At 62.8% G+C, this 23,867-nt stretch carries 28 protein-coding genes; 19 read left to right on the forward strand and 9 right to left on the reverse strand.

What is annotated here, in order from left to right; genetic code table 11:
- Window positions 1-18 precede the first annotated feature (18 nt).
- Window positions 19-216 (forward strand): hypothetical protein, encoded by a 198-nt coding sequence (locus tag BKE09_RS23645; protein WP_075676129.1) that lies wholly within the window; start codon window positions 19-21, stop codon window positions 214-216.
- Window positions 209-2,908 carry a phage tail tape measure protein gene (locus tag BKE09_RS14075; RefSeq protein WP_083663098.1) on the forward strand — a complete coding sequence of 900 codons (2,700 nt, stop codon included), beginning with the start codon at window positions 209-211 and terminating at the stop codon, window positions 2,906-2,908. Before BKE09_RS23645 ends, BKE09_RS14075 begins: the two co-directional genes overlap by 8 nt.
- Window positions 2,909-2,962: 54 nt before the next feature.
- Here the strand turns inward: BKE09_RS14075 and BKE09_RS14080 are convergent, their stop codons facing one another.
- Window positions 2,963-3,181 carry a hypothetical protein gene (locus BKE09_RS14080; protein WP_139319657.1) on the reverse strand — a complete coding sequence of 73 codons (219 nt, stop codon included), beginning with the start codon at window positions 3,179-3,181 and terminating at the stop codon, window positions 2,963-2,965.
- Window positions 3,182-3,281: 100 nt separating this feature from the next.
- On the opposite strand from BKE09_RS14080, the gene BKE09_RS14085 reads away from it, so the two are divergent.
- The 11 genes from BKE09_RS14085 (at window position 3,282) to BKE09_RS14140 (ending at window position 13,740) form a co-directional block, all read left to right on the forward strand.
- Window positions 3,282-3,629, forward strand: coding sequence for a phage tail protein (locus BKE09_RS14085; RefSeq protein WP_075676131.1), 348 nt, complete (start codon window positions 3,282-3,284; stop codon window positions 3,627-3,629).
- Between the two features lie 9 nt (window positions 3,630-3,638).
- Window positions 3,639-4,142, forward strand: coding sequence for a hypothetical protein (locus BKE09_RS14090; protein ID WP_075676132.1), 504 nt, complete (start codon window positions 3,639-3,641; stop codon window positions 4,140-4,142).
- Window positions 4,143-4,144: 2 nt separating this feature from the next.
- Window positions 4,145-4,516, forward strand: a complete 372-nt coding sequence (locus BKE09_RS14095; protein WP_075676133.1) for a hypothetical protein — start codon at window positions 4,145-4,147, stop codon at window positions 4,514-4,516.
- On the forward strand, window positions 4,513-5,778 hold the full coding sequence (locus tag BKE09_RS23750; RefSeq protein WP_240502916.1) for a phage minor tail protein L: 1,266 nt from the start codon (window positions 4,513-4,515) through the stop codon (window positions 5,776-5,778). Before BKE09_RS14095 ends, BKE09_RS23750 begins: the two co-directional genes overlap by 4 nt.
- A gap of 62 nt (window positions 5,779-5,840) precedes the next feature.
- Window positions 5,841-6,581 (forward strand): C40 family peptidase, encoded by a 741-nt coding sequence (locus BKE09_RS14110; protein WP_075676756.1) that lies wholly within the window; start codon window positions 5,841-5,843, stop codon window positions 6,579-6,581.
- 4 nt (window positions 6,582-6,585) lie between these two features.
- Window positions 6,586-7,170 (forward strand): tail assembly protein, encoded by a 585-nt coding sequence (locus BKE09_RS14115; protein ID WP_240502917.1) that lies wholly within the window; start codon window positions 6,586-6,588, stop codon window positions 7,168-7,170.
- Complete coding sequence (locus BKE09_RS14120; RefSeq protein WP_083663099.1) at window positions 7,167-10,688, forward strand: phage tail protein; 3,522 nt, start codon at window positions 7,167-7,169, stop codon at window positions 10,686-10,688. Before BKE09_RS14115 ends, BKE09_RS14120 begins: the two co-directional genes overlap by 4 nt.
- Window positions 10,688-11,077, forward strand: coding sequence for a hypothetical protein (locus BKE09_RS14125; RefSeq protein ID WP_075676135.1), 390 nt, complete (start codon window positions 10,688-10,690; stop codon window positions 11,075-11,077). Before BKE09_RS14120 ends, BKE09_RS14125 begins: the two co-directional genes overlap by 1 nt.
- A gap of 611 nt (window positions 11,078-11,688) precedes the next feature.
- On the forward strand, window positions 11,689-11,820 hold the full coding sequence (locus BKE09_RS23850; RefSeq protein WP_276204764.1) for a hypothetical protein: 132 nt from the start codon (window positions 11,689-11,691) through the stop codon (window positions 11,818-11,820).
- A gap of 48 nt (window positions 11,821-11,868) precedes the next feature.
- Window positions 11,869-12,801, forward strand: coding sequence for an SOS response-associated peptidase family protein (locus BKE09_RS14135; RefSeq protein ID WP_075676137.1), 933 nt, complete (start codon window positions 11,869-11,871; stop codon window positions 12,799-12,801).
- 498 nt (window positions 12,802-13,299) lie between these two features.
- Window positions 13,300-13,740, forward strand: coding sequence for a hypothetical protein (locus BKE09_RS14140; RefSeq protein WP_139319658.1), 441 nt, complete (start codon window positions 13,300-13,302; stop codon window positions 13,738-13,740).
- Window positions 13,741-13,809: 69 nt separating this feature from the next.
- On the opposite strand, the gene BKE09_RS14145 is transcribed toward BKE09_RS14140, so the two are convergent.
- The gene (locus tag BKE09_RS14145; RefSeq protein WP_075676139.1) at window positions 13,810-15,060 is read right to left on the reverse strand and encodes a Y-family DNA polymerase; all 1,251 of its coding nucleotides are present in this window, start codon (window positions 15,058-15,060) and stop codon (window positions 13,810-13,812) included.
- On the reverse strand, window positions 15,044-15,526 hold the full coding sequence (gene umuD, locus BKE09_RS14150) for a translesion error-prone DNA polymerase V autoproteolytic subunit (RefSeq protein ID WP_075676140.1): 483 nt from the start codon (window positions 15,524-15,526) through the stop codon (window positions 15,044-15,046). The genes BKE09_RS14145 and umuD overlap by 17 nt, the downstream gene beginning before the upstream one ends.
- 193 nt (window positions 15,527-15,719) lie before the next feature.
- Between umuD and BKE09_RS14155 the strand changes: the two genes are divergently transcribed.
- From BKE09_RS14155 to BKE09_RS23345, 3 genes are all read left to right on the forward strand, one after another.
- Window positions 15,720-16,106 (forward strand): type II toxin-antitoxin system MqsR family toxin, encoded by a 387-nt coding sequence (locus tag BKE09_RS14155; protein WP_075676141.1) that lies wholly within the window; start codon window positions 15,720-15,722, stop codon window positions 16,104-16,106.
- Between the two features lie 25 nt (window positions 16,107-16,131).
- Window positions 16,132-16,797 (forward strand): type II TA system antitoxin MqsA family protein, encoded by a 666-nt coding sequence (locus tag BKE09_RS14160; protein ID WP_075676142.1) that lies wholly within the window; start codon window positions 16,132-16,134, stop codon window positions 16,795-16,797.
- A 114-nt stretch (window positions 16,798-16,911) separates the two neighbouring features.
- Entirely contained in the window at window positions 16,912-17,127 is a 216-nt protein-coding gene (locus BKE09_RS23345; RefSeq protein ID WP_139319659.1) for a hypothetical protein, read from the forward strand.
- Here BKE09_RS23345 and BKE09_RS14165 read toward each other — a convergent pair.
- The 4 genes from BKE09_RS14165 to BKE09_RS14180 form a co-directional block, all read right to left on the reverse strand.
- Window positions 17,124-18,455, reverse strand: coding sequence for a hypothetical protein (locus BKE09_RS14165; RefSeq protein WP_075676143.1), 1,332 nt, complete (start codon window positions 18,453-18,455; stop codon window positions 17,124-17,126). The genes BKE09_RS23345 and BKE09_RS14165 overlap by 4 nt on opposite strands.
- Window positions 18,456-18,776: 321 nt before the next feature.
- Complete coding sequence (locus tag BKE09_RS14170) at window positions 18,777-19,250, reverse strand: fasciclin domain-containing protein (RefSeq protein WP_233490881.1); 474 nt, start codon at window positions 19,248-19,250, stop codon at window positions 18,777-18,779.
- 265 nt (window positions 19,251-19,515) lie between these two features.
- On the reverse strand, window positions 19,516-19,767 hold the full coding sequence (locus tag BKE09_RS14175; protein ID WP_075676145.1) for a hypothetical protein: 252 nt from the start codon (window positions 19,765-19,767) through the stop codon (window positions 19,516-19,518).
- A 92-nt stretch (window positions 19,768-19,859) separates the two neighbouring features.
- The gene (locus tag BKE09_RS14180; protein WP_030002866.1) at window positions 19,860-20,105 is read right to left on the reverse strand and encodes a hypothetical protein; all 246 of its coding nucleotides are present in this window, start codon (window positions 20,103-20,105) and stop codon (window positions 19,860-19,862) included.
- A gap of 180 nt (window positions 20,106-20,285) precedes the next feature.
- Between BKE09_RS14180 and BKE09_RS14185 the strand changes: the two genes are divergently transcribed.
- On the forward strand, window positions 20,286-20,717 hold the full coding sequence (locus BKE09_RS14185; protein WP_075676146.1) for a BLUF domain-containing protein: 432 nt from the start codon (window positions 20,286-20,288) through the stop codon (window positions 20,715-20,717).
- A 102-nt stretch (window positions 20,718-20,819) separates the two neighbouring features.
- On the opposite strand, the gene BKE09_RS14190 is transcribed toward BKE09_RS14185, so the two are convergent.
- Complete coding sequence (locus BKE09_RS14190; protein ID WP_075676147.1) at window positions 20,820-21,650, reverse strand: alpha/beta hydrolase; 831 nt, start codon at window positions 21,648-21,650, stop codon at window positions 20,820-20,822.
- 202 nt (window positions 21,651-21,852) lie between these two features.
- Between BKE09_RS14190 and BKE09_RS14195 the strand changes: the two genes are divergently transcribed.
- Entirely contained in the window at window positions 21,853-22,851 is a 999-nt protein-coding gene (locus tag BKE09_RS14195; RefSeq protein WP_139319660.1) for a helix-turn-helix domain-containing protein, read from the forward strand.
- 77 nt (window positions 22,852-22,928) lie between these two features.
- Here BKE09_RS14195 and BKE09_RS14200 read toward each other — a convergent pair whose 3' ends face one another.
- Window positions 22,929-23,327, reverse strand: coding sequence for a DoxX family protein (locus tag BKE09_RS14200; RefSeq protein ID WP_075676149.1), 399 nt, complete (start codon window positions 23,325-23,327; stop codon window positions 22,929-22,931).
- Between the two features lie 117 nt (window positions 23,328-23,444).
- Between BKE09_RS14200 and BKE09_RS14205 the strand changes: the two genes are divergently transcribed.
- Window positions 23,445-23,864, forward strand: a complete 420-nt coding sequence (locus BKE09_RS14205) for an H-NS histone family protein (RefSeq protein ID WP_075676150.1) — start codon at window positions 23,445-23,447, stop codon at window positions 23,862-23,864.
- Window positions 23,865-23,867 lie beyond the last annotated feature (3 nt).

Here is a 23,867-nt window from a genome sequence, read left to right on the forward strand (position 1 = left end):
GGACACGGCCGGCGCGAAGTGCTCAGCTACACCCTGGCGCAGTTGCGGGCTTTCACCGCGGCTGCCGCTAGGGATGATCGGCTGCGGATGGCCGACTTCGCGCTTGCCATGCGTGTTGCCTTCGGTGCAGATGCCGCCGGCTGGCAGAAGTACCAGACCTTGATGACGGGCGCTGGTCCCGTCCATCCCACCAAGGAGTCCCCTACTCATGGCTGAGCCATCTGCCAATCTTCGCGTTCGTATCAGTGCTGACCTCGATGACATTCGGCAAGGCCTGGGTGTACTCACCAGGCAGCTGCGTGAGATTCGCGGCGAGGCCGCGCGGCCTTTGCCGACCAAGAACCCTATCTCTGACCTCGGAATCTCTGCAGGGCAGACGGCGCAGGCCATGCGCCAGCTGCCCGCTCAGTTCACCGACATCTTCACCAGCTTGCAGGGCGGCATGCCGTTCTTCACCGTGCTGGTGCAGCAGGGTGGACAGATCAAGGACAGCTTCGGTGGCGTGGAGCCGGCATTGAAGGGAGTCTCGTCGGCGCTGCTGGGGATGGTGAATCCGTACACCGTGGCCGCGGCGGCTGTCGGTGTCCTGGTCTATGCTTGGTATGACGCTGAGAAGCAGCAGGAGGCCTATACCAAGGCGCTGGTCCTGTCTCGAAATGAGGCGGCGGCCACTACCCTCACGCTCGTGACGCTGGCGCAGAACACGAGCGATGCATTGCAGGTGACGGCAGGCGTTGGTGAGGAGGCTGCGGTAGCCATCGGCGCCAATGGAAAGATCGCTGCAGAGAACATGCAGGCGGTAGCAAATGCCGCTGTCGCGATGAAGGAGATTACCGGACAATCCATCGAGGAAACGGTTGCCCTCTACGCCAAACTGGCAGAGGACCCAGTCAAGTACGCGGCCGAGTTGAACGAGAAAATCGACTTTATGACCGTGGCGCTCTATGAGCAAGTGAAGGCCTTACAAGAGCAGGGTCGAAATCAGGACGCGGCAACGGTCATTACGCGGGCCTCAGCAGGTGAAACGGAGATGGCGCTCGCACGGGTTAGGGCAAGCCAGAACCCAGTGATTCAGGGATGGAAAGCCATCTGGAGTGAAGCGACGAAAGCATGGGGGGCCATGCAGGCGAGTACCGGTGCTGGCCCACAGGCGATGCAAATGCAGCAGCTGTTGCTGGCAAACCAGCGAGACGTTGCGACGATGAACAAGGGTGTCGCGGATGGCATGAGTGCCGCATGGGTGTATGAGTACCAGCAGCGCATCGAGACCCGCGCCAAGCAGATCAAAGAAATTGCAGCGGACCTTTCGAAGGAGCGAAAGGACGCCGAGTTGAAGGCCGCACAGGCAGCGTCTCTGGACTTCGTCGCCGAGATGGACGGCATCATCGATAAGCAGGAATCCAAGATCAGTAAGAAGCGTGCTGAGATTGGTCGGATCAATGGCGAAGCTGAGATTGCTCGGAAAAAGGCCGAGGCGGCTGGCCTTACGACCGAAGTCGAGAAGATTGAAGAGCGCCGTGCAGCCGCGGTCGAAGCGATCGAGAAGAAGTACAAGGAGAAGACCAAAGCCAGCACTGGGTCTGCTGCCCGAGGCGCAGGCCTCCAAGGCTACAAGGACGACCTGGTGCAGGAACAGGCGACCATATCGGCGAGTACCCAGACCCTGCGCGCGGAGTATGCAGCCCGTCAGATCACGGCTGAGGCCTACTACAGCCGCATGAAGGAACTGACGCAGGCCAGCACGGACGCGAATGCGCGATCGCTGCAGGCACAGATCGACTTCCTTCAGCGGCAGAACGTCGCGGGCAAGGAAGGAATCACGGTCAAGCGCCAGTTGGGCGAATTGGAGGCGCGGCTGGCCAAGGTGCGCACCGACGGGGCCGCGAAGCTGCAGGTGCTGGCGACCGAGGAAGAGCGCGCCGTCAAGACCCGCAGGAACGCGATCGCCGCGTACTCGGACGCGCTGGAGGCCAGCAACGACGCCTTGCGGCGTCACCTGGAGACGCGAGTTGCCCAGGTTGGCATGGGTGATCGTGAGTTCGAGATCCAGCAGCGCATCAACGATGCCTACGACGACCAGGCGGAGAAGCTGCGCCAACTGACGCTGCAGCGCAATGCCGACCAGATCGACGATTCGACCTTCGAGGAAGAGAAGGCAATCCTGTTGGCCAAGACGCTGGACCGAGTGCAGGCCGTGCGCGATGGCTATCGGGAGCTGCAGCAGGCCGAGGGCAATTGGCTGTTGGGAGCAGCGAGTGCCTGGGAAAACTATAAGCAGCAGGCCGGCAACGCGGCGCAGCAGATGGGGGGGCTGGTTTCCAACGTGTTCGGCGGCCTCGAGGACGTCTGGGTGAAGTTCACCGAGACCGGCAAGCTCAGCTTCTCCGATATGACCCGCTCAATCTTGGCAGACCTGGCCCGGATCGCATTTCGGCAAGCGGCAATAGGCATCGCTAACAGCTTTGGCGGAGGCAGTGGATACACCGGCACCCTGGGCTCTCTTTTCTCCGGCTCGTGGGGTTTCTCCGCCGGGGGCTATACCGGCGACGGTGGAAAGTACGAGCCCGCCGGTGTTGTGCACAAGGGCGAGGTGGTTTGGTCGCAGACGGACATTGCCCGGGCTGGTGGCTTGGGCGTTGTCGAGGCTATGCGTCGCGGCCTTCGTGGCTATGTAGACGGCGGAATTGTCGGTCCTGGATCGCCGGCTCGTGCACTTGCCGGCGGGCCGTCAGTCAGCATCGACAGCACGATCAACGTGCAGAACGGCGGCGATGGGGCCGGCGATGGCGCTGCCAGCCGTAGCTCAGAGAGCGCAATCCAGCGGAGCTTCAACGCAATGGCGGGCCAGTGGGCTATCCAGCAAATGAAGCCCAATGGCGTTCTGTGGGCATTGAAGAACGGCAGGTAGCCACGGTTTGACGCGGATACAGAAAGGGCTCGCTGCTTGCGAGCCCTTCCGTGGTCACATCGCGTCGAGTACTCGATCGATCGCCAGGCGCTCGACCTCGGCGAATGTCAGGCCGGCCGGGTTAGGGTGCTCGAACGAAATGCCGATGGTGCCAGAGACACCCAGAGTGCCGGGCAGGCCATCGCGAAACACAACGCGCAGCACAGCGCCCACAGATTGACCGTCTTCGCCGACAGACTCTTGGGCGGAGAACGACTCAAGTTTCAGTTTCATTTCAGACCGCTCGCTCAGCAACCGGAGGAAGCCCGATGGTAGCAAAGCGGCTGCTAGATGCGTTGTGCGGTCGTCGCCTACATTTCAAGGGTCATCGACTATGACCGAAACATTCGGTTGGCTGGTCTACAGCCAAGAGCCGCAGGTGGAATACGCCTACGCGGAGAAAACCGCGCGCTTCGGCGACGGCTATGAGCAGGTTGCCCCTGACGGGATCAACAGCGAGCGGCAGACCTGGACCATCGAGCTGTGGGGCCATTTGCAAGCGGATGACATGGCCGGAGTTCGAGCATTCCTGCGCCTGCGCAAGACCAGGGGCGAGAGCTTCTTCTGGACGCCGCCCAACGAGCCCATGGCTCAGTTCCGCTGCACAAAGCTATCTGCAACTGACGAGCGCGAAGGATACATCCGCATCAGTTGCACCTTCGAACAGACGTTCCAGCCGTAAGGAGAGCCCATGTCCAGGAAAGTAATCGATATCGCCACCGACAACGGCACCTGGCGCGGTGATCTCGCTCCAGTAGCCTTTACGAAGTGCAATGACAATTTCGCTGAGGTCTATCAGAACGCGGCCAATGCGCAGAGTTCAGCGGATACGGCCAAGTCGACCGCCGACTCAGCTGCCGCCACCGCAGCGACGAAGGTTAGCAAGGGGGCGAACGGCACCTGGCCTGACGCGATTCCTACCGCTTCGGCATTGTGGGGGTATCCGGCTCGTATCCAGAGGTGGAACAGCAATACCCAAGATCGTCCAGTTCCCTTTGGCTTGGCGATCTGCTGGTCAACACTCGGCCACTTCAACAAGGTCAACGACAACTGGATCAGCCAGATGGGGTTTGGTACTGACGGCGAGGTGTATTACACGCAGTCGGTCAACGGCAACCAGTTCATGGCGTGGAGGAAAATCTGGAGTACCGGAAACACCACGGTCGACGCCAACAACTTCATCAAGCGAGCCTGACGATGGTCACCACTTGCGCTGCAGCATTCAACATTCAGCCGGACGGCGGGATCGTCCTCGATGGCGACCACGCGCCCGGGACCAGCATAGGTTGCTCGTTTGAAGATCTGGGAATCGCTTGCACTCGGGTCGGAACCGGCCTGTACCTGGTGACAGGGCCAGGAATCCAACCGGCAGCCGGATGGCGGGCGAGCGTATACCGTGACGAGAACGACGAGCAGACCATTCGTCTGGCGATCCAGCAGGAGGCTGATGCGGTGCTCTACTCATGCACCGATCCGGCAACCGGAGCGCCCAAGGACATCGTCTATCTATTGACCGTCCGCGTGAACGTCACGCTCTCCGACGACGGGCTGGAGGGTGAACCGGCATGATCACCGCCGATGCCCAACAGCTCGAGCCGGGTGGCCGCGTCACTGTCTACGAGTTGGACGCCAGCAGCTTCGGCGCGGATCAGCTGTTCTTCCACGCGCACCTGCAGTCGGGGGTGATCTGGTGGCAGGGCCAGGAGTACGGCGCCTGGCCGATTGAGGCCACAGGCTTCGAGCGCACCAGCGACCAGCCGCCGAACCCGCGGCTGAAGGTCGGCAACCTGGACGGCCGGATCGCGGCCATGTGCATGCTCTACGGCGACATGGTCGGGGCCAAGGTGATCCGCCGGCAGACGCTGGTGAAGTATCTGGATGCAAAGAATTTCCCTGGGGAGAACCGGGTGCGCTGGAGCAACAACCCGGGTGGCGTGAATGGTGGTGCGCGCTGGAACTATGAGGGCAATGGCGTCGGCACCAACCTGCCGCCCGAAGTGGTTGAGGGGGTGACCTTTTACCCGGTGCGTTACGCGAGCAATGGCATCAGCTGGCATCGTGTTACCACTTCTTCTGGTGTCACTGCCTTTGCTGCTGGTGACACCTTGATCGTTACCTCATACCTGAAATTCGGAAGCTCCGGCAGAGCGCGGATCGGAATCAACCACAACACCGCCGCAGGCACGACCTACTCGATTCTCGCGGGTACAGCCACCACCAGGTTCACGGTCAACACTTCCACCGCCGGGCCTACCACGCTGCTGGAACAAACCGACGTGGGCGGCGGCGTGCTGAAGCTGGTGTTCAAGGTGGTGCTGAATGCCGCGAGTAGCAGCACCACGTCCAGCATAGGCCCGGACACGAACACAGTTGGCGGGAACGTTGTCGCCTACGGAACGCAGATCGAATTGGCCGACACACCGCAGGGCTTCTTCATCCCGACCGGAGCACAGCCAGTGGTGGGCGGATTCAACCCCACCGCCGACCCTAACGAGCACTTCCTGGACGAGATCTGGTTCATCGAGCGCAAGGTCTCCGAAACGAAGGAGGTGGTCGAGTTCGAGCTGACCACGGCGATAGACCTCAACGGCGAGCAGCTGCCGGGGAGGCAGGTCATCGCGGGCGTGTGCGGCTGGTTGATCCGAGGCGGTTACCGCGGCCCATTCTGTGGCTACACCGGGCCGGCCGTGGCCGACGCCAACGACGTGCCGACCACCGACCCGTCGCGCGACCAGTGCGGGGGCAGGGTGAGGAGCTGCAAGCTGCGCTTCGGCGCCGACAAGCCTCTGCCCTATGGCGGGTTCCCGGCCGCTGGACTGCTGCGCACCTGATCCACGCCACCATCGAGTAACCACCCAGCCCGCCTTGTGCGGGCTTTTTCATGGGCGAGACCATGCAACAGAGCACCCTGCAGGCCATCCAGGCGCACGCCGTGGCCGAATACCCGCGCGAGTGCTGTGGCCTGATCGTGGCCGGCCGCGATGGGGAGACCTACATTCCCTGCCGCAACGTGGCCACCACGCCCAGCGAGCACTTCCGCCTGCCCGCCGAGGACTATGCCGATGCGGAAGACCAGGGCCAGGTGCTGGCCGTCGTGCACAGCCACCCCAACGCCCCGGCGACGGCATCGGATGCCGACCGGGTGATGTGCGAGGCCAGCGGCCTGCCGTGGCACATCGTGAGCGTGGGGCAGTGCACCGGTTCCGATCCGGAATGCGGTGACTTCCAGACCATCGAGCCGTGCGGCTACGAGGCGCCGCTGGTTGGCCGCCAGTTCGCCCACGGGGTGCTGGATTGCTACAGCCTGGTGCGCGACTTCTACGCCCGTGAGTTGGGCATCGAGCTCAGCCAGTACGAGCGCGAGGACGACTGGTGGGAGAAGGGCCAGGACCTCTACAGCCTGGATCGCCTGCGCGCGGAAGGCTTCGAGCCGATCGATGGCGAGCCACAGCGCGGCGACATGGTGCTGATGCAGATCCGCGCGCCGGTGCCGAACCACGCCGGTGTCTACCTGGGCGATGGCCAGATGCTGCACCACATGCACGGCCGCCTATCCGAAAAGGTGGTCTACGGCGGCATGTGGTCCGAACGAACCCGCCACATCGTCCGTCACCGTGAGGCCCGCCATGACTGAGCGCATGCGCACCATCCGCTTGTACGGCGTCCTGGGCGCTCGCTTCGGGCGCAAGTTCCGCCTGGCCGTCAGCAACCCGGCCGAGGCCGTGCGCGCGCTGTGTGTGCTGCTGCCGGGCTTCCAGCAGTACCTCATGGGCGCCAAGGCCAAGGGAATGGAGTTCGCCGTGTTTGTCGGGCGCCAGAACCTGTCCAAGGAGCAGCTGCACGATCCGCCTGGCACTGACGACATCCGGATCGCCCCGGTGCTGAAGGGAGCCAAGCGCGCTGGTGCGCTACAGACCATCGTCGGTGCGGTGCTGATCGTTGTGGGGGCGATCCTCTATTACACCCCTGTGGGCGTTCCCCTCATCAAGCTGGGTGTGGCCATGGCCGCCGGCGGCATCGTGCAGATGCTCTCTCCACAACCTACTGGGCTTGGCGCGAAGGACAGCCCCGAGAACACCCCGAGTTACAGCATGAATGGCGCCGTCAACACGCAGGCCCAGGGTAATCCCGTGCCTGTCGCCTACGGTGGCCACGACACCAAAGGAATGTTCGTGGGCTCGGCGGTTATCAGCGGCGCCATCTACGCAGAGGATCAGCAGTGAACGTAGCCATCAAGTATCAGCCGACGCAGCTGGCGCGCGCCTGCTCGCCGCTGGTCATTGCCGGCGCCGGTGGCAAGGGCAGCGGCAATGCTCGAACGCCCGTCGAGACCCCCGACAGCCTGCACTCGATCTCTTGCGCGAAGATCCTGGACCTGATCAGTGAGGGCGAGATCCGTGGCCTGGTCGCTGGTAACCAGTCCGTCTACCTCAACCAGGTGCCAATCCAGAACAGCGGCGGCACCCTGAACTTCGCTGGCGTGCGCGTGGAGACGCGCGCGGGCACGCAGGACCAGGAGTACATCGCCGGGTTCCCTTCGGTCGAGAACGAGGTCACGGTCGGCGTCGAGCTGCGCAGCAATGCCCCTGTGGTTCGCACGATCTCTGGTGCGGATCTGTCGGCAGCGCGCATTCGCTTCGGTTTGCCGGCGTTGCAGCGGCTGAACACGGAAAACGGCGACACCGAAGGCTATGCCATCGAGTATGCGATCGATCTGTCGGTGAACGGTGGTGCCTTCAGCACCGTGCTGACCAATGCTTTTCGGGGCAAGACGACCAGCGAGTACCAGCGGAGCCATCGCATCGATCTTCCGGCCGGTACGCAGTGGCAGGTGCGCATCCGCCGCCTGACTCCGAACGCGAACAGCTCCACCATCGCCGACACGGTGAACATCCTATCGTTGACCGAGATCATCGACGCCAAGTTGCGGTATCCAAACTGCGGGCTGGCTGCGGTGCAGGTCGACGCCAGCGCCTTCCAGAACGTCCCGTCGCGCGCCTACCAGATCTGGGGGCGCATCATCCGGGTGCCGAGCAACTACGATCCACGCACGCGGGCTTACAGCGGCATTTGGGACGGAACCTTCAAGTCGGCATGGACCAACAACCCGGCCTGGGTATTCTTCGACATTGTCACCAACGACCGGTTCGGCCTGGGTAATCGCCTGCCGCTGGATTGGGTGAACAAGTGGCGACTGTATGAGATCGCGCAGTACTGCGATCAGCTGGTCAGCGATGGCATGGGCGGGATGGAGCCGCGCTTCACTTGCAGCTTGTACCTGCAGACCCGGGCCGACGCCTACAAGGTGCTGCAGGACATGGCCAGCATGTTCCGTGGCATCAGCTTCTATGCCGCCGGGCAGGTCATGGCATCGGCGGACATGCCGAAGGACCCGGTCTACACCTACAGCCAGGCCAATGTGGTCGAGGGGCGCTTCAGCTACGAGGGTAGCGGCCGGAAAGCCCGTCACACCGTGGCTCTGGTGTCTTGGACCGACCCGGACGACTTCGGTCGGCAGAAAGTCGAGCCGGTGCAGCTGCGCGAAGGCATCGCCCGCTATGGCGTGAACCAGATCGAGGTCACGGCGCTGGGCTGCCATTCGAAGTCGCAGGCGCAGCGGGTGGGCAACCACATCCTCTACAGCGAGAACCTGGAGACGGAGACGGTCACCTTCGCCGTGGGCCTGGACGCGTTGAACTGCATGCCCGGTGACGTGATCCAGGTGGCCGATGCCAACCGCGCTGGGCGCCGGAACTCCGGACGCATCAGCGCGGCAACGGCCAACAGCCTAACGCTGGACGTGGTGCCACCGACAATGGCTGTGGGTGACCGCCTGCGGGCGACCCTGCCGAGCGGCAAGACCGAGGCGCGGACCATCAACGGGGTCAACCCGGCCACGCGTGTGGTGACCGTCTCGGCGCCTTGGAGCGCGGTGCCGGTGGCACAGTCGATCTGGGCTACCGAGTCGACCGACCTGGTGCTGCAGCAATTCCGGGTACTGGGCATCGCCGAGGAGGAGGGGCTCACCTACCGCATCACAGCGCTGCAGCATCGCCCGGACAAGTTCGCTGCGATCGATGACGGCACCCGCCTGGAGCCGCCGCCGATCAGCGTTATTCCACCCAGCGTGCAGCCTCCGCCGACCAATGTGCGCATGTCGTCCCATGTGGTGATCGACCAGGGCATTGCGACGCCGGTGCTGACCATCGAGTGGGACGCTGCCGACAAGGCGATTGCCTACGACGTGGAGTGGCGCCGGGACGACCTGAACTGGGTGCGCGCGGGCAGGGTAGGGACCACCAGCTGCGAGGTGCGGGGTATCTATGCCGGCCAGTATCTGGCCAGGGTGCGGGCGGTGAATGCGCTCAACGCGGTCTCGCAGCCGACGCTGAGCATGCTGACCGACATCAAGGGCAAGACGGAGCCGCCGCCGGCGCTGACCTCGCTGACCGCCACCCCGGTGGTGTTCGGTATCCAGCTGGCGTGGGGTTTCCCGCCCGGGGCCACCGACACCGAGCGAACCGAGATCTGGCGCAGCACCGGGCCGGACCGTGCCAGCGCCACGAAGTTCGCGGACTTTGCGTACCCGCAGAACCGCTATCAGCTTGATGGGCTGTCCGCCGGCGCCAAGTTCTACTTCTGGGGCAGGCTGGTGGACAAGAGTGGCAACATCGGGCCGTGGTATCCGGCCGGTGCGGGTGTCATGGGGCAGGCCAGCACCGACCTGAGCGAGTACGAAGAGTACTTCCGCGGCAAGATCGTGGAGAGTTCGCTGGGCCAAGACTTGCTGGCGAAGATCGAAAGCACCAGTGGGTTGGTGCCATTGATCTGGACCGAAGGGGCCACCTACGAGCCCAAGCAGACCGTGGTCTACAACGGTCGGATCTGGATGTGGAATGGTCCGGGAAACGGGAACGAGCGGCCGCCGGGCACGAAGTGGACCAACGTGGGCGATGCAATTGCAGAGTCCGGTGCGCTGGTTGGGCGCATGAACCAGGTCGAGATGGATATCAGCGAGCTGGACGGTAAGGTCACGGCGCAAGGTCAGAAGATCGACGGCATCTTCGCTCAGGTCGAAGTGCAGGGCGCAGGTGATGGTGACTGGGGCGCCGGTGATACGACCTCCTATGCGGGGTCGTGGAGCATCCAGGCTGTTTCCGCGTCGGCAGACTACGCGGCCGCCAAGCGGACCGACACCGTCGAGGCCCGCGTGGACGATACGCAGGCGATGGTGCAGGAAACCTCCCAGGCGCTGGTCGATCTGGACGGCAAGATCAGCGTCTCGTACAGCCTGAAGATGCAGATCGCAGCCAACGGGCAGTACTACGCCGCCGGCATGGGTATCGGCATCGAGAATCAGCCCGATGGCAGCTACCAGAGCCAGATCCTGTTCCAGGCCGACCGCTTGGCGCTAATCAACCTGGTGAACGGCCAGGTGACCACGCCCTTCGTAATTCAGGGCGGCCAGACCTTCATCAGCCAGGCGCTGATTGGTACGGCGTGGATCACAAGCGCGCATATCGCCGATGCGGCCATCACCAACGCGAAGATCAGCGGCACCATCCAGTCCGACGACTATTCGCCTGGACAGACTGGCTGGCGGATCAACAAGGCCGCTGGAGGCGGATTCGAGTTCAACGGCAGTGTTGCTGGCGGGTATCGGCTGAACATCACCAACCAGGGCATCTATATCCGATATCCGAACGGCAATCTCGCCGTGGAGCTTGGAGTGCTGCAGTAATGGTCGACATAGGGCTGCGCGTGCGGAGCGAGAGCGGGTATGTGGAAACCACGGTCACCACACGCCTTACCAAGATCATCGGGTCGTACACGTTCCCGCTCTACAACCCGGTCAACTCCAACAATAAATGGGTGGCTCCGCCCGAAGCGAATGGAGGGCTCGTCGTCAATGACTTTTCTGGTGGCGAGCCCTTCTACTACTTCACCTGCGAGAACCAGCGATCGGTGTACGGCATGTTGGTTCCATCGGTGACCATCTCGGGGAACAGCATTACCTGGAGCTGGGATCCTGACGTGGTGAACTACCACGTCAGGATGGAAATGTTCCCGAGTAAGCCCACAACGGAAACCGTTGGCGGCATCACCCTTCACTATGGGATCTACAGCTGATGGCCGTTGGATTACGCGTGCGCAACCAAGGGACCGGGCAAATCCAGATCGGTGCTGGCTATCGAAACCTACAGTTGGCTAAGTCGGGAACCCTCAATACGGGTTCCTTTCAGGGCAGCTCAACCGGGGGTTCACCACCGTTTGCATCTTCGTCCAACTATGGGCTTCTAGAGAGAACAGCCGGAACAACGAAACTTCATGTGGTCAGGTACATCAACGATAGTGTCGCGTTCATCACTGGGTTCTCTATTGTCCAGTCGGGTATTACTAGTTACGTGTTTGCAGCGAACAATGCTCCGAACAAGACATTGGAGTACTACACGTTCGACGCCACCGAGCGCGCTGCTTCCGGACCGGTTGGGCTGCGCCTGCGCGGAGAGGATGGATCAGTTTTCTACGACTCGAGGCGGAAGGGATTGCGCGTGCTGCAGGTTGTGCCGCTCCCACCGCCGCCGGTGAATACCCCGGTCGTTGAGGTCGGCCAGTTTTTCCCGGGCACGAAGATCGGCATCGCTATCCCATCTCCTAGGTTCTACTACTCATCGGTATCCCAAGACCGGTGTACCGCCTACGCCGACGCTTTCCACATGACCAGCGACAATAGAATCTTCATGTCGAAGCATGAGACGTTCTCGCAGACCCTGATCACCAACACCTTCCCGGTGGGCAGCGTGACGATGGGGCCGCAGAACGCCACGATCTTCATCGTGGACCTGACCGAGGTCCCGCTGGGCTTCGGCTGAGGGTGGCCCTCACGCCGCCGCAACGCGCGCTGCGGCCAGATGGCACCCATGTGCTACTCCGCCCAGATCACCGCTGCATACCAGAAGCTGGTCCGCATGACCGGTGCCACTCTGTCGCTGCAGGAGTTCGCCGCCCTCTACGCCCACGACCCGGGCAAGAAGCGGCCCAAGACCCCGAAGGCGATGGACGACGCCTTCCGGGCCGGGGCGAGCCCGGCGGAGCTGGCGGTGTGGGCCGAGGTGGAGCAGTGGAATCGGGCCGAGACCGCGGTACTGGAGCAGGAGCTCTTCGCCAACCGCAAGCGCCTGGCCGATGCCGAGCGCGCGCTGCAGGTGAAGGAGACGAAGAAGGCCCGTGAGGACGTACGGATAGCAGGCAACAAGATCGATCGGGCCCTGGCCAAGCTGGCAGACCTGAAGCGCACCGAGTCGAAGGACCGAGATAGCCGCATCTTCCCCGGCGTGTATGCCCCGGTGATCGTCTCCGAGGGCGGCAAGCTGGTCATCAAGCCCATGCGCTACCAGTGCCGCCTGGCCGGGAAGCCAGCCAACTACGATCAGCGCTTTCCGGGCACCTACAACGCCCGCCGCGATAGCCTGGAGAAGTTCTGGGCACCGGCGTTCGGCCACACCCACGGCCTGATGGTGGTGGACACGTTCTACGAGAACGTCGAGGGGCCGGATGGGAAGAACCAGGTGGTGCAGTTCACGCCGCGCACCGGTGAGCCGATGCTGGTGGCCTGCCTGTGGTCGCACTGGAAGGACCCGGCCGGCAAGGAGCCGGACCTACTGTCCTTTGCGGCCATCACCGACGACCCCGAGCCTGAAGTGGCCGCCGCCGGCCACGACCGAACCATCATCAACATCAAGCCCGAACACGTGGACGCCTGGCTCAACCCGAACGCGGCCGACCTAGCCGCGTTCTACCGGATCTTCGACGACAAGCGGCACCCGTTCTACGAGCACAGAATCGCTGCCTGATCTGGCCTAGGTTCCAGGTATCCGAAGACGCGAAGCCACTGTCAGCCGAAGCTGTCATCGTTCCGTTTTCGCGGAGCGTTGTACCACCGCCCATACATGATTTGGTCTTGACTGCGCAAGCCGTTCCGGCAGGTCTGAAGCGTCCTATCGGAGGGGTACCGGGGGCCGATCGCAAAACCCTTGCGGCACAAGGGATTGCCAAATTTCACTACATTTGGCGTTGACGGACCCCATTACCCCCACTATCTTGCGGGCTGTCGGAAGCCAGCACGCCTTGGCGCGGTTTACAAGGTACTGATCCGGCAAAAAAAGATGGCCCGAGGTCCCGGCGAAGAGATCCTCAGGCCACCTACGTCACTAACCGCAGTACGTGTACTACGGCAACTTACATTCACCGTTACTAGCGGTGTATGCAAGGCAGTTAGGATTCCCTAACGGCTGTCGGCGATCATAGCGCCTTGCTAGCGAACGTCAACTTGCTGTGGTTCATGCTCTGCATTGAACGAGATCACCGCCATGAAGAATGGTAAGCAGGTTGTACCCGTTTTCCCCCGTCTCACGCTCGGCAGGATGCTGAATGTTGACGGCGTTTCCTTTACGTTCCCGACCGGGAAGCTGCTTAATGCGGCAAATTTGCCTGACGCATCTTTCCCCGAAGCCTGGAACAAGGCAGCTCCGGTGGCGATCGTCGTTGACGGTGTCCGTTGCTTCACGCCAACGGAACTTGGCCGCCGGCGTGGCATCTCTGCCCAGAAGTTCAACAAGCTGCTGGAAGGGCGTGGTCTGCAGACGAAGCGCGATGGTCAGTGGTGCGTTACTCCCGCTGGCGCAGCTTTCGGAGTCCTGTTGCAGGTCCACAAGAAGCAGCTCTCCGGCACCGACGTGCAGCAGCTGAAGTGGAAGGAGAGCGTTCTGTCTCACCTGGACCATCTGATCTGATGGGCAAAGCTGCGGCCGCCACCCGGCGGCCGCAGCCTCCAGGCAATACGGCGGCCTGCAGCTGGTGCATCAGCATCGCACCGGCGGGATCTCGTGCACAGAGGTCGTGTAGTTCGGCGAAAGCATGTGTTGCCGCATGCCCCAGGCAGGCTTCGCCTGCCAACCAGATGCGCCAAGGCCGGCTGTCCCGCGCCCGAACTTCTGATTAATACGGTCCATGGTGGCCATCAGCATGTCATTGCCGACTACAGTCGGTCCGAAGAGATCCGCCTGCAGCTCATCCGGCCGGGCCAGGTCGAGCAACGCCACGCCTGCCTTCTTGTATCCGATCCCGTCGCGGAGCAGGCCGCGCAGCAGCTTGCGCACTACGCCCAACACGACGGTTGTGTCCGCCGTCGACGCGGGCAGGCCCACGGTCCTGCTGGCATTGTGCTGCCGCAGCTCGGGCCGAAACACGTCGGACTGCGCGAACACCCAGACGCCAGCGGCAACCAAGCCGCGCGCGCGGAGCTTCTCGCAGGCCCTGATGGCGAAGGTAGCCAGCGCCTGAGCCACTGCATCATGGTCTTCCACCCGATCCGCAAAGGACCGGCTCACCATAATCTGCTGCCGATCCGGCTCAACTTCCTCCAGCTCCATGCACGCGTGTCCCTGAAGCTCGCGCTGGGTGCGTGCCAACGTGACACCGAAGGTGGCCAGGATGTCGTCCGCCGGCGCGTCGCGTAGTGCCGCGGCGGTGCTGATGCCCATGGATTCCAGCCGCGGTGCCAGCCGGCGCCCGACGCCCCATAGATCCCCGACGGGGAATGTCCGCAGCACCGTGTCCCGGTAAGCCGCATTGCCGAGGTCGATCACACCGTCAGCACCCTTGGCCACCTTGTTGGCCAATTTGGCCAAGGTCTTCGTGGGGCCAATACCGATGCAATTCGGTATGCCGGTCCACCGGTGCACGCGTTGGCGTAGATCCCGGGCGAACCGCTCGCGATCCCGAATTCCGTCCAGGTCGATGAAGCTCTCATCGATGCTGTAGACCTCCACCCGCGGCGCGGCCTCCCGTAGAACGCTCACGACCCGGGCGCTCATGTCTCCATAGAGCCCGAAGTTGGCCGAGCGCATCTGCAGGCCATGCCGGCGCACCAGGTGCTTCAGTTCGTGAGCGGGCTGCCCCATCTTGATGCCGAGCGCCTTAGCCTCTGCCGAGCGCGCGATCGCGCAGCCGTCGTTGTTGCTCAGCACCACCAGCGGAACGCCGCGAAGTCCCGGCTGGAACACGCGCTCGCAGCTGGCATAGAAGTTGTTGCCGTCAACGAGCCCGAACACGGCCGCTCCGGCGTTTGATCTGGCGGACGACTCCCACGACGGCGAACACTTCCACCTCGGTGGATTGCTCCAGCACTATGGGTGGGAAGTCCGGATTGGCCGAGTGCAGCTCCATGTGGCTTTCAAACAGCTGCAGCACCTTGCATGTGGGCTGGTTCCCGTCCCAGATGGCAATGACCAGGTCGCCCGCTTGGGGCGTTACCGACCGGTCGACCACCAGGATGTCCCCGTCGCTGACGCCGGCGCCGCTCATGGACCAGCCATCGGCGCGGTACAGGAATGTGGCGGCGGGGTTGCGCACCAGCAGGCGATGCAGGTCGATTGCATCGTCCATGAAGTCGTCGGCCGGCGAAGGGAAGCCAAGCCGCGCGCGCGCTGCGGCAAGGGGCACGAACTGCGCCGGGCCATCGATCATGGCCGGGCCGATGGGGCGGGCCAGCGTGTGGGGGTAGGAGAGGGACTGCATGGGCGTACTTTGGGAGCGGCACGTCTCACGTGTCGAGACATATTAGTAAGATTACTAAATTTCACGCCCCTCTGGTGACTCTGACCGTTCTCCCGCTGATGAATGGTCTACACCCGGCTCATTGATTTTTTACCCTTATGGGGGTATTTTGGTGGTCGTAGCCAAGGAACGGACCGTACTAGGAGAGTCCTCCATGCCGATCTCCCCACCAGCACATGCTGTGCTGAACGCCGACGGTTCGTACTCGTGGACGACGCACCAAGGGGTGCAAGAAAAGAACGTTCCCCACTATGCCTTGGCTCTATTCCAAGCAGTCTGTGAGGCGATTGGCACAGACGCCCTAAACCCCGCTACCACCTCAGGGCTTGTGGCCTTGGGGCTCACCCGTAAAGACGCGCTCGCAGTGATTGCCTCTATGGACGGGGGGATGTTCTACAAGTCTATGGAAGCGTTGAAGCGCCCGGGCATGTGGCAGGACGTGTATCGCGTACCGGTACCCAGCGGTGTGAAGGCCTACGTCAAGCTAAGCCCAATGCACCCGCAGAAGTGTGTGGTGATCAGCTTCAAACCTCTTCTTTGATCCACGGCAACAACAGGTGAATACCATGACCAACGAAGCTCACATTGCCGAACTGTTCAAGGCGTTCAACGTACCTCAAGTTGAGGCCGATCAGTGCTCGATGTGTGGGGCGAAAAATGAATGGGTGCGTTTCGAGCAAATTACCCTTCCCCTTGAGGCCCCTGGTGGTTACCGCGTCGAGGTTGCAGGGCTAAGTGGCACGGTTTGCGCTGCCTGCGGCGAAGTGATCATGGACCCTGAAAGTGGAGAGCGCTTCGCAAATGCTGGCGATGCCTTGGTGCTGCATGCTAGACATGAAGAGGCGAAGAAGCTCAAAGCCGCCCGTAGAAGTCTCTGGCTTACACAGGAAGCTGCGGGTCTATTGACGGGGGGCGGACATAACGCCTTCAGTCGCTATGAAACAGGACAAGCTGTGCCCGTTCCTGCCGTAGGTCACCTCATGGGACTGCTTGCTAAGCATCCTGAGCTTGGTAATGAAATCCCAGGGGTCGAAGTGGTAGAGGTAGAGACGTCGAAGATGCGTCCGGGCCGTGGGCGGTATAGGTTGATGGTTGCGGAGCCTAAACAAGAATCGCCTGAGGATGCGGCCTTGGCTGCAGTTGGCATCGATCATTTGGTTGCGGCACAACAGTCCGGAAAGAAGGATTCAGTGAGGCGTCCACCAAGAGGTCTTGGAAAGAGAAGCCGCTGATGCACTTTGGTGGGTAGATCGCGAAGTGGCGCTCTAGTTCATCGCAATCAAACGATGGCGCGCTTTTTTGGAATAGTCGCTGCTTCTGCGACCCCGCGCGAGCATACTGCACCGATGGCGGACTCGCAGAAGTATCCGGCCTCGCTGGAGGCCAAGGCTGCGGCCAAGCTGCGGCAGGCGTCGGACCTCGAACGAGATACCTCTGGAAATTGGCGTTGCCGCGCGCGCCGCCGGCAGAGCGCGCAACGGCTGCGCGCTACGGCCAGCAGTCATCAACGCGCCGCAGGCCGCCTGGCAGGCCTGGATCTACCCGAGGACCTGCCGTTCTAGCGGCTCAGGCCTTTGCGCATCGGCACCACCGTCGCACCGGCGCCGGTAAGCAATTCGTACAGGGCCTCCACCGCAGCGCGCTTCTCCGCGTCGTACTCGAAGAAGTTGTAATGCCGCTTCTGGACGCCACTCAGGCCGTGGGACTGCAGGTGGCCACGGACTTCTTCCGACAGGCCCAGCGCAGCGAGCCGAGTCTCCACCGTGCGTCGTAGGTCGCCCGGCGTGAACGGCGATGTCAGCTCGCCTGCGGCCACCATGCTGGCCACCACCGGATCCATGATTCCTCGGAACTCGTCATAGGTGGCCGGCGCCTTTCCACCGGTAAGCGAGAACAGGTGCGGCCCGGCGCCGTCGCCGTCACTGTCATCATCGCCGCGCAAGACGGCGAGATCCGCGGCCATCAGTGGGAGCAGTGGCACCAGGTGCACGCGGGGCACGCGGCGACGCCCCTTGATGTCGAGCAAGCGGACGGATCCGGTGCCGGTGTCCGTATCGTGATCGTGATCTGACCACTTCAGCCGCATCAGCTGTGCAATGCGCTGCCCGCCGGTCAGCAGGTGGAAGCGTACCAGGGCGCCCTCCCTCCCGGGCATCGCCTCAATCCGGCGCCAGTAGGCACGAAGCTCGGCCAACGACAGAACCCGGTCGCGCGGCTGACCGCTGTCGAGTGTGGCCAGGTCGCGCGCCGGGTTTCTGGAAACGTTGAGCACGCGCAGAGCGTCAGGGGCAGCCGCGTCCTGCTTCGCTGCGATCGCTGCTGCATAGGCCGCACGCAGATAGGACCGTATCTTGCCGCCCTCGCGCAGCTTCTTGGCGCGCACCAGTCGCGACAGGATCGGAAGCAGGTCATCCAGCTCAAGCTCGGACGCCGGGCGCGCCCAGAGGGCAGGCCACGGATCCTCGATGTGGCGCCTGATGGAAGCGCGCGTCGCGGCGGCAGAGACCTTGCCAGCGTCCTCCAAGCTCTGGACATAGGCTGTCATCAGAGCGCCCAGCGTTGCACCGGATCGGCGTGTCGATTCGGCCAGGGCCTCAGCCTTCGCGCGGTCCGCGGCCGCCGCCTCGGCCGCGATCGCGTCGCGCAGATCCCGTTCGCCGGCCTGATACCGTCGTGACAACGCCGCCGCCGCTTCGCGTGCCGCGGTCAGCGCAAGGCCGGTGCCGATCAGCAGACGGTCGCGCTGCCCGTTGGACTTCGTGTACCTGTAGTAGAACCGCAGCTGCCCGCCGGCCAGCTTGCGCACGTCCAGGCAGCCCGCGCCGCGCGGCGCCGGATCTGAGGCCCATTCGCCGACCGGCAGTGCGGCCAGTCCCTTCGCTGTAAGCATTCCCTTTGATGCGCCCATTGGTGACCGCTCGGTGACCGTTTGTCCGTGGAAAGAGGTGGACGATGATGGGCGCAGGTGGTCGCACAGCCTGAGAAAATCAACGACTTAGCTTAAAACTGGGACGCCTGTGGAAGCGCGTGGAAGCCCTATAGAGGCCTCATAATCCCTTGGTTCCAGGTTCGAATCCTGGTGGGCCCACCATCGCGGTCAACAATCCTGTTCGCAGGCACTCATAGCCGGTGCCTGGCCATGTCACCGATTGTCCTGACAGCGGCAGCCGCCATGCGACTGCCGCTCATGTGGACGTCCTGCTGCATGCAACTACTTCGGCATCAACACGGTGTCGATCACGTGGATCACGCCATTGGACTGGCCGACGTCGGCAATGCTGATTCCCGCCTTGCCGCCCTTGGCATCGATGACCCACAGCTTGCCGTCATGCAGTGCGACGGTGAGGGATTCACCTTCAACGGTCTTCAGCATGGCCTTGCCACCGTGCTTCCTGGCATCGGCCATCAGCTGCGCGGAACTGTAGTTGCCCGGCACTACGTGGTAGGTCAGGATCTTGGTCAGTTGTGCTTTGTTTTCAGGCTTCACCAGCGTATCGACCGTACCTGCGGGCAGCTTGTTGAAGGCCGCATTGGTGGGCGCGAACACGGTGAACGGGCCGGCTCCATTGAGTGTATCGACCAGGCCCGCGGCCTTGACCGCTGCAACCAGGGTCGTGTGGTCCTTGGAGTTGATGGCGTTCTGGACGATGGTCCTGGTGGGATACATCTCCGCTCCGCCGACCATCACGGTGTTTGCGGCGAAGCTGGCTGAAGTGGCTGAAACGAGTACGGCGAAGCTTAGTGTGGCGGCGATCCGCTGAAGAGCTTTCACGGCGCGTTCCTCTGTGGGATGCCCGCAAGGCGCGGGCATCCTACATACGCGCTGGCGCGGCCCTTGGATGCAGGTAGATGCGCGCGGGGGCTTCCTGGCCCGGAGCGGCGACGCGTTGTAAAAGCCGAGTGAACGTCTGCTTCTGCCGGTTCGCTGCGCAATACGAGCCGCGTGTCCGTCAGCGGCGCGGATGGGGGATGTCGGATGGGCAGATCGAAAGGCGCGCGTTGCTGATGGCCTGGCGGACACCACAGGTGCGGCATGAGAGCACGGTTCCACCGGCAACGTGTTCCATCTCATGCTCGCCCCAGATGCTCGTGGATCCGCACGCGGTGCAGGTGGCGACGATCTGCAGTGCGCGGGCCAGCGTGCCTTGCTCTCCAGCCGTGTAGGTGAGATCGGTGATCTGAAAAATGCCGGTATGACTCATGGGAATGCCGGGATGGTGCCTGTTGACGAACGATAGAGCCAACCAGGTATCGGTCGTGTCGGTGCCGCGTTGATGGATGGTTGAAGTGCAGGCTATTCGTCGTTGCGTCGGTTGAGCTCTTCAAGCCGTGCGCGGCTGACTGACTGGTGATTGCCGCAGGTTGGGCAGCTGAGGGCCGCCGCACCGTCGAGATCGACCAGGCCATGGTTGGGAATGGCCCTGAACTGCCAGGAACACTTGATGCAGGAGCAATCGATCCGGGTGACCTGCAGCAGGGTGCCGTCCGCCCGCGTCACTCCCTCGACGCTGATTACGTAGAACTGTCCGATGTCACGCATGAAGATGAACGAAACCCCTGAATCCGTAGGGCGCCCATCATGCTGTTTTGCCGGTCGCATGGCACGAAGAGCGCTCGATCGAATTCTGAAGAGTTAAGAATGCACGTCCCGACCTGCACGTGGCGCCGGTGCTAGAGTGCCGGCAGGTGCCTACCCGGCACATATTTCAAGGCAGAGGCCATGCCCCTTCGGGCTGTTGTTTACGCAAGTCAGGTTGCCGCGGATCTCTCCGCGGAACGTTTGGAGTCGTTGGTAGCAGATGCCGCCAGGTTCAACAGGATGGCCGGGGTTACCGGTGTCCTGCTGCACGACGGTGATCGATTCGTGCAGTACTTCGAAGGGCCTGAAGACGGCGTTGCGAGTGTCTACGAGCGTGTGATGCAGTCGACGAGTCACACCGACATCGTTGAGCTGGCGCGAGGTCGCGTGTCTTCGCGGCAGTTTCCCTATTGGGCGATGCATCGCCTGCCGGCAGATCAACTGCTGGTGGGGAAACTGGCCAGGGCGGATTGGTCGCGCTTCAAGAAGAGCGGGCCAGACGACATCGCCGGGTCGATGTGGGGAATCGACGTGCTGGCCGTTGCAGTAGCACCCTATGTTGAAGCTGCGTAGGGACTGACCTGGTTCCAGAAATGGGAGGGCCGGTGTGTGTGACAGCCGCTCTCGCCATCCCTGTCCGGGAAGTGCCTGAAGCACTTCCCGGTTCCTTCATGATCAGCTTTCCAGGAATGCCAGCAGGTCGGCGTTGATCCGGTCCGCGTGCGTGGTCGGAATGCCATGCGGTGCACCTTCGTAGGTGATCAGCCTGCCGTTCTGTACCAGCTTCGCGGAAAGAACACCGGAGTCGGCATACGGGACCACCTGGTCATCGTCGCCATGGATCACCAGCACAGGGATGGAAATGCCCTTCAGGTCTTCGGTGAAATCGGTCTGCGAGAAGGCAACGATGCCATCGTAGTGCGCCTTCGCCGAGCCCTGCATGCCCTGTCGCCACCAGTTCCAGATTACCGCGTCCGAGGGCTCCGCACCGGGGCGGTTGAAGCCATAGAAGGGGCCTGCCGGCACGTCGTGGTAGAACTGCGCACGGTTGGCCGCCAGCTGCGCCTGGAAGTCGTCGAAGACCTCCTTGGGCGTGCCCTGCGGGTTTGCGGCGGTCTTGACCATCAGCGGCGGCACCGAACTGATCAGCACCGCTTTGGACACATTCCTCTCGCCGTGGCGGGCGATGTAGCGAACCACCTGGCCACCACCGGTGGAATGGCCGACATGCATCGCACCGTGGGTGCCCAGCTTCTCGACCACGGCGGCAACATCGTCCGCGTAGTGATCCATGTCGTGGCCATCCCACACCTGGCTGGACCGTCCGTGCCCGCGGCGATCGTGCGCGACCACGCGGTAGCCCTTGTTGACGAAGAACAGCATCTGCGCGTCCCAGTCGTCGGAGGTAAGCGGCCAGCCATGATGGAAATGAATGACCTTGGCGTCACGCGGACCCCAGTCCTTGTAGAAGATTTCGACGCCATCTTTCGTGGTAACCGTAGCCATTTCAGGGTTCCTCGCTGTTGTGAGTCGGGGGGGCGTCCTGCATGCCGGCGACCTTGCATCGGCGCAGGAGGAAGGACGCTGTCAGTGCGGGTCGTGGAGTGGCCTCAGGCGCGCATTTCCTTCTATCCTGAGGCGGCCATCACTCCGTCCGAATCCATTCTAGGTAGCGCTGTATCCATTGAAATCGGCGGAGGTGACATTCATGGGTATCGAAACTGACAAGCGGATCGAAGTCGCTCTGCTGATCTATCCCGATTGCCAGATGGCGGCGATCCACGGCCTGACCGATCTGTTCCGGATCGCGAATGAATGGGCCACGTATCCTCACGAAGATGACCGGCGGTGTTTCATCCGGGTGACACACTGGCAGTTGAACCCGGCATCGGGGCGTATGGAATGCTGCTGGGACAGTGATCCCGGCGATGTGAATGCTCCCGCGTTCGTGATCTCACCACCCAGCGTTGCGATGCCCGAACGCATGTCCGCGATGCCACGCGAGGCTCAGTGGCTCAAGCAGCTCCATTCGCGTGGCGCGATCATGTGTTCGGTCTGTGCAGGCGCCTTCGTACTTGCCCAGACCGGCCTGCTTGCGCGACGACGGGTCACCACGCATTGGGCATTCGCGGGGTTGCTGGCCAGCACGTACCCCGACGTGCAGGTGACGACCGAGAACGTTGTCATCGATGATGGTGACGTCATTACGTCTGGCGCGATCCTGGCCTGGAATGATCTCGGTCTGTTGATCGTCGATCGCACGATGGGCTCCAGTGTGATGCTGGCAACGGCGCGCTTCATGCTCAGCGATGGGATCCGGCAGGACCAGCGGCCACTGCAGGGATTCCTGCCAAGGCTTGATCATGATGATACGGCGGTGCTGGCCGTCCAGCGCTTCATCCTTTCGGAGCCGGGACAGCGCCACACCGTGATCGCCTTGGCCGGGCGCGCGCATCTCACCGAAAGAACCTTCATCCGGCGCTTCCAGAAGGCCACCGGATTCAATCCGGCTGACTACATCCGCCAGGTCAGGATGGCCAAGGCGAGGGATGCGCTACAGCTCGGGGATCTTCCCGTTGCCCGGATAGCGGCGTCGCTGGGATACGACGACGTGGGATCCTTCCGCAAGGCATTCCAGGGCATCGTTGGCATGTCCCCTTCAGCGTATCGGGATCACTTCCGGATCCGGCGGCGTGCGCAGGCCTGAGCTCCTCCTGCGCTGATGCGTGCGCGTCGCCCTGCGCGCGAAGACGGCACCGGGCAATGCCTGCCGTGCCGTCTCCGTTACCGCTGCACGCGCCGACCGCGCCCGTCGATGCTGTAGCGTCCGGCCCCGGTGCAGGCCAGCAGCAGGAACCCACCGGCCAGCCCCAGGTTCTTCAGGAACATGATCTGCTGGGTCTGGTCGGCGAGGTTGTGGTGGAAGATGAAAGCCGTGACCAGGCTGAAACCCACCAGCACGACCGACACCAGCCGGGTCTGGAAGCCCAGCAGGATGCACAGGCCACTGCCGATCTCGAAGGCGATGGTCGGCCACAGCAGGATGCCGGGCACGCCCATCGCTTCCATGTAGGCCTGGGTGCCACTGAGATCGCCGAGCTTGCCCAGCCCGGACACCAGGAACAGCGCCATCAGCAGGACGCGTGCAAGCAGGTAGGCGAGCGAATGCGATGAGGTGCTCACAGGGATGTCCTCGGGGATGGCCGACGAAGGCGATCGGAGCCCACCGGCAGTGAAGCCCGTGTCTACGCGGGGGCAGGCCGCCTTGACAGGCGACGCGCGGCAGTAGACCTTTCCAGCATGACGATCGATATTGAATCGCTCAGCCTGCGGGAGCTGGGCGCCCTGGTGGTTGCCGCTGAACAGCGGAAGCAGCTGATTTCCAACCGCCGTCCTGCCAGCGCGGTGCGGCGGATGCTGAAGGCCGCCGCGGCCGAAGCGGGGTATACCCTCGAAGAGCTGTTCGGTGGAGAGGCAATCGAAGCGGACGCACCCAGGCGGAAACCGGCACGGCGCAGAACCGGGAAAGTAGCCGCCAAATACCGTGATCCGGAGTACAAGCGACTGACCTGGTCCGGCCGCGGGCGCATGCCGCGCTGGCTGGCCTCCAAGGTCCAGAAGGGCCACAAGGTCACCGACTTCCTGATTCCCGGCCTGGCCCGGCCCACGGCGCGCAAGAGCAGTCCGATCGGCAAGCGCACGGTCTTCAAGAAGGATTGAGCC

Origin of the sequence: Stenotrophomonas sp. TD3 (assembly GCF_001939825.1) — a bacterium.
In the GTDB taxonomy this organism is placed as follows: domain Bacteria; phylum Pseudomonadota; class Gammaproteobacteria; order Xanthomonadales; family Xanthomonadaceae; genus Stenotrophomonas.